Origin of the sequence: Occallatibacter sp., assembly GCF_049802275.1 — a bacterium.
Classification (GTDB): domain Bacteria; phylum Acidobacteriota; class Terriglobia; order Terriglobales; family Acidobacteriaceae; genus Telmatobacter.
In genome coordinates this window covers 1-5,277 of the sequence record NZ_JBARMD010000304.1, presented here as the reverse complement: position 1 = coordinate 5,277, position 5,277 = coordinate 1, and the positions used below count along the sequence as shown (strand labels likewise).

Annotated in this window: 3 protein-coding genes; all 3 read left to right on the top strand. The window is 58.5% G+C overall.

Features of this window, described 5'->3' with window-relative positions; genetic code table 11:
* Window positions 1-104: 104 nt before the first annotated feature.
* Window positions 105-1,538, top strand: a complete 1,434-nt coding sequence (locus WA354_RS10665) for an NCS1 family nucleobase:cation symporter-1 (RefSeq protein ID WP_472812991.1) — start codon at window positions 105-107, stop codon at window positions 1,536-1,538.
* A gap of 133 nt (window positions 1,539-1,671) precedes the next feature.
* The gene (locus WA354_RS10660; RefSeq protein WP_472812990.1) at window positions 1,672-2,466 is read left to right on the top strand and encodes an ABC transporter ATP-binding protein; all 795 of its coding nucleotides are present in this window, start codon (window positions 1,672-1,674) and stop codon (window positions 2,464-2,466) included.
* Between the two features lie 352 nt (window positions 2,467-2,818).
* Window positions 2,819-5,277: ATP-dependent Clp protease ATP-binding subunit (locus tag WA354_RS10655; RefSeq protein ID WP_472812989.1), on the top strand; the 2,459-nt coding region annotated here is incomplete at its 3' end.

Below are 5,277 nucleotides of genomic sequence, written 5' to 3'. Positions count from 1 at the left end.
GTTCCCTTTCTGCGGGTTCGCTTGACAGAGTTGCCACCCATAAAGCACGTTCCTTATCGCGTTCTCACTGGCGTTCGTGTATACCGATCTAAACCGGAGGCCGTTTGAGTTCCATCGACCCCACTTTATCGAATCGCGACCTGGCGCCGACTACGCCGGAGCAGCGCACGTGGACCACTTACAGTTACATCGCGCTGTGGTTTTCCATGTCGATGGAGATCACGACGTATCAGCTTGCCTCGTCGCTGATCGCCAAGGGCATGGACTGGAAACAGGCAGTCGGCACGGTGCTGCTCGGCAACCTGATCGTGCTCATTCCCATGCTGCTCAACGCCCACGCGGGTACGCGCTATGGAATTCCGTTTCCGGTGTTTATCCGCGCGCCCTTCGGAGTGCGCGGCGCAAACCTGCCGGCGATGCTGCGTGCTGTCGTTGCCTGCGGGTGGTTCGGCATTCAATCGTGGATCGGCGGCACTGCTATCCATGCAATGCTCGCCGTCATCTGGCCCGCGACCGCCGCCTCCGTCTTCGCCAAGTGGGTCTGCTTTCTCGTCTTCTGGCTGCTCAACATGATCATCGTCTGGCGCGGTGTTGAATCCATCCGCCATCTGCAGGCCTTCGGCGCGCCGTTCATGTTCATCATGGCCGCGGCGCTGCTCATCTGGGTACGGATCAAGGCGGGCAGTTTCGGCGAGATGCTCTCCACGCCAAGCCGGTTCCACTCGACCAGCGAATTCCTCGCCGTATTCTTCCCGTCACTCACTGCGATGGTCGGCTACTGGGCCACGCTCGCCCTCAACATTCCCGACTTCACGCGCTACTCGAAGTCGCAGCATGCACAGGCCTATGGACAGGCATTCGGGCTGCCGGTGGCGATGACGCTCTACACCTTCGTTGGCATCTCCGTTACGTCGGCGTCCGCAGTTCTGTTCGGCAGGGCTATCTGGAATCCCATTGAGCTGATAGGGGCATTTCATCAGCCGGTGGTTGCATTTATTGCACTGATCGCGATTCTGATTGCAACGCTGAACGTGAATATCGGGGCCAACGTTGTTTCACCATCGAACGATTTCTCGAATCTCTATCCGCGGCTCATTAGCTTCCGAACCGGCGGGCTCATCACGGGGTTTCTGGGGCTGGCGATGTGTCCCTGGAAGCTACTGGCTACGCCCGATGCGTACATCTTCGGCTGGCTCGTCGGCTACTCCGGGCTGCTAGGGCCAGTCGCTGGCATCATGGTCTGCGACTACTTCCTCATTCGCAAAACCGAACTCGACGTGAATTCGCTCTACCACTCTGAAGGCGCGTACCACTACAGCAAGGGAATCAACCCGCGCGCGATTATGGCGCTTGTGGTCGGAGTCGCCGTTGCACTGGTCGGCGTTGCTTTCAGGCCACTGCATTTCCTTTATGACTATGCCTGGTTCGTCGGCTTCTTCACTGCGGGGGCAATATATGTGGGGTTGATGCGGCTGGCTGCGCCGATTCAGCGTGTAGCGCCGGCGCTTGCGACGGCCGAGTCATCGAATGAACTGTGATGTCACGGGCGATATTCTTGCTCGATCCAAACTTTGTTTCGCCTCACTGCAACATGGTTACTTCCTTGCGAACCCACATTTCATTTGGCAACGACTTTGCGCTCGCTCTTCGCGATAAGATAGAAGGAAGCTAATGATGTTATCTTCTCCAGCGGTTGCCAGCCCGGCTTCTCGCTTCATGCGGGAGTCGAACTTGCGAGTGCGGGAGAATTCTTCCCTTGCCGCGGTCCCGCTGATCCAGGTTAGCAAGCTCGAAAAGACATACCAGACGGCCCGCGGAGCACTCACGCTCTTCAGGGAACTTGAGTTAACCGTTGTCCCTGGCGAACTGATGGCCATCGTCGGCCAATCCGGGACAGGAAAAAGCACACTTTTGCACATTCTGGGTGCTCTTGATGCGCCGACAGCGGGCACTGTACACTGCGCATCAACCAACGTCGCAACTCTCAACGCTCGGGAGGCGGCAGCCTTTCGCAACCGCGAGATTGGTTACGTGTGGCAGTTTCACTATCTTTTACCGGAGTTTTCGGCGCTGGAAAACGTGGCGATGCCGCTGATGGCCCGCGGAATTAATCGTCGACAGGCGCTAGATGATGCATCTAATTGGCTTAAGGAGGTCGACCTGCAGGACCGCAGCGAGCACCGGCCGGGAGAGCTCTCAGGTGGAGAGCAACAGCGTGTGGCGCTGGCTCGGGCTTTGGTTGGGAATCCGGGTCTTTTGCTGGCCGACGAACCTACCGGCGATCTCGATGAGACGACTGCCGGGCGCATTTTTGATCTTTTAGAACGATTGCACGTAACCCACGGGCTCACCTCAATTCTGGTGACCCATAACCTGGATCTGGCCGCGCGGTGTACGCGGACTCTGCGCCTGGAGGGCGGGCGCCTTCATGCTATGGGGATTGCTCCTCCGGGAGTTCCAGCATAGCGGGAATTCACCCCGGCGGGGAGGAGTAAAAGCACCTTTCCGGGTGGTTTTTGAGTCTGATTGTATAAGTGGGTCTGGAATTGCTCTCTCGACTCACGGCGGTGGGTGGGGGCTGCGGAAGAGGAACTCCGGAGCGGCTGGGACAAGCTAAGAGGGTTCCGGTCCATCCAATAGAGCTGTTCGGGGCAGTTTAGAGATTTTCCGGGGCCTCCGGCAGCGTTAGTTAGAAGAGGGGCGCGGCAAGCAGGGCTGAAGCCGATGGCGGGGTCCACAGCGACAGGTTTTTGTCGTTGGGGTATCGATAAATCGGACGGCCACTTCTACCGAAAGCCTGCTGCAAGAGGAGATCAGTATGTTCGAACGCTATACGGAGAAGGCACGACGCGTGATCTTCTTCGCGCGTTATGAGGCCAGCCAGTTTGGTTCGCCCTATATCGAGACCGAGCACTTATTGCTGGGCCTTCTGCGCGAGGACAAGGCGTTAACCAATCGCTTTTTGCGTTCGCACGCCTCGGTGGAGTCGATCCGCAAACAGATAGAAGCGCACACCACCATTCGTGAGAAGGTTTCGACCAGCGTCGATCTTCCCCTCTCGAACGAGTGCAAGCGCGTTCTGGCGTATGCAGCGGAAGAAGCCGAGCGCCTGGGACATAAGCACATCGGTACCGAGCATCTGCTGTTGGGCCTGCTGCGCGAAGAGAAGTGCTTCGCGTCGGAGATCCTGCAGGAGCGCGGCCTGAAGCTGGCGCAGATTCGCGACGAGCTGGCCCGCGTAACCCAGGAGAAAGCGCCCGCGCAAGCACGGCAGCGCGAGTCAAGCCTGCTGGCTGAGTTCAGCCGCGATCTTACCCAGGCCGCCATGGACGGGCAGCTTGATCCCCTGGTGGGACGCGACGGCGAGTTGGAGCGCGTGATCCAGATCCTGTGCCGCCGCACGAAAAATAACCCTGTCCTGATTGGCGAACCGGGCGTAGGCAAGACGGCCATTGTCGAAGGCCTGGCGCAACGCATTGCTGACGGCGAAGTGCCAAGCTTCCTCGCCGACAAGCGCGTGCTTGCTTTGGACCTTTCGCTCATCGTGGCTGGCACCAAGTATCGCGGCCAGTTTGAAGAACGCCTCAAGACAATCATGAAAGAGCTGATGGAGAATCAGAACTCCATCATCTTCATCGACGAGCTGCACACGCTGGTCGGCGCTGGCTCGGCCGAAGGTTCGCTCGACGCAGCCAACATCCTCAAGCCCGCTCTCTCGCGCGGCGAAATTCAGTGCATTGGCGCAACCACGCCGGCCGAGTATCGCAAGTCGATCGAGAAGGACCGTTCGCTCGAGCGCCGCTTCCAGGCCGTCAAGGTTCCGCCCCCAAACGAAGCCGATGCCATCAAGATCATCAACGGCATCAAGGATCGCTACGAAAAATTCCACGCGGTCAGCTACACCGATGCCGCCATCGAGTTCGCGGTGTCGCATTCCAATCGGTACATCCCCGATCGCTTCCTGCCCGACAAGGCCATTGATCTTATCGACGAGGCAGGCGCACGTGTAAAGCTGCGCCAGACTTCGCTGCCTGAGGAGATTACTGAGGTCCAGAAGCGCATCAAGTTCATCGTCCACCGTATGGATTCGGCCATCGCGAACCATGAGTTTGAGAAGGCTCGCTTCTACTCCGACGAAGAACGCAAAGAACGCGAAAACCTGCGCGCCCTTCGCGACAAGTACCACCTCGACGACTCCGCTGCCGGCATCGTGGGCCGCGAAGATATCGAAGACGTGGTCAGCCGCTGGACGGGCGTTCCCGTAACCAGCATCAAGGAAGAAGAGACGCAGAAGCTGCTGCGCGTGGAAGAAGAGCTCCACAAGCGCATCATCTCGCAGGAGAAGGCCATCTCCGCACTGGCCCGCGCTATTCGGCGGTCCAGGGCTGGATTGAAGTCGCCTGCGCGGCCAATCGGAAGCTTCCTGTTCCTCGGGCCCACCGGCGTCGGCAAAACGGAAGTCGCGCGTACGCTGGCTAACTTCCTCTTCGGATCAGACAAGGCGCTCATCCGCTTCGATATGTCGGAGTTCATGGAGAAGCACTCGGTGTCGAAGCTGATCGGTTCGCCCCCGGGATACGTGGGCTACGAAGAAGGCGGCCAGTTGACCGAACGTGTCAAGCGGTCTCCCTACTCCGTCGTCCTGCTCGACGAAATCGAAAAGGCGCATCCGGATGTGTTTAACATCCTGCTGCAGGTGTTTGAAGACGGCCAGTTGACCGATGGACTCGGCAACACGGTCGACTTCAAGAACACCATCCTCATCATGACGTCGAACATCGGCGCACGCCACCTGCAGAAGAAGCAGGGCCTCGGCTTCCAGAGCGACCGCGAAGACCTCGTCAACGACAAGGTCGAGGAACTGGTAAAGCAGGAGGTCAAGAAGACCTTCAATCCGGAGTTTTTGAACAGACTAGACGAGGTCATTCTGTTCATGTCCTTGTCCGATGCGGATCTGATCCAGATCGTCGAGCTGCTGGTGCAGAGCTTGAACGCAAACCTGGCGCAGAAGGCGATTACCATCTCCGTCCGAGAGGAAGCCAAGAAGTGGATTCTCGACAAGACCCTCAGCGATCGCAGCTACGGTGCGCGTCCGTTGCGCCGTGCCCTGCAGCGCTATGTTGAAGATCCTCTGTCGGAGGCCCTCATTGCTGGACAGATTCAGCAGCGCCCGGCATTCCTCGAGGTCTATCTCGAAAACAACCAGCTCTTCTATCGCCCGGTAAGTTCCGACGAGACCGCAACCGAAGAGAAACCGGCAGGCATTCTGCTCTACAG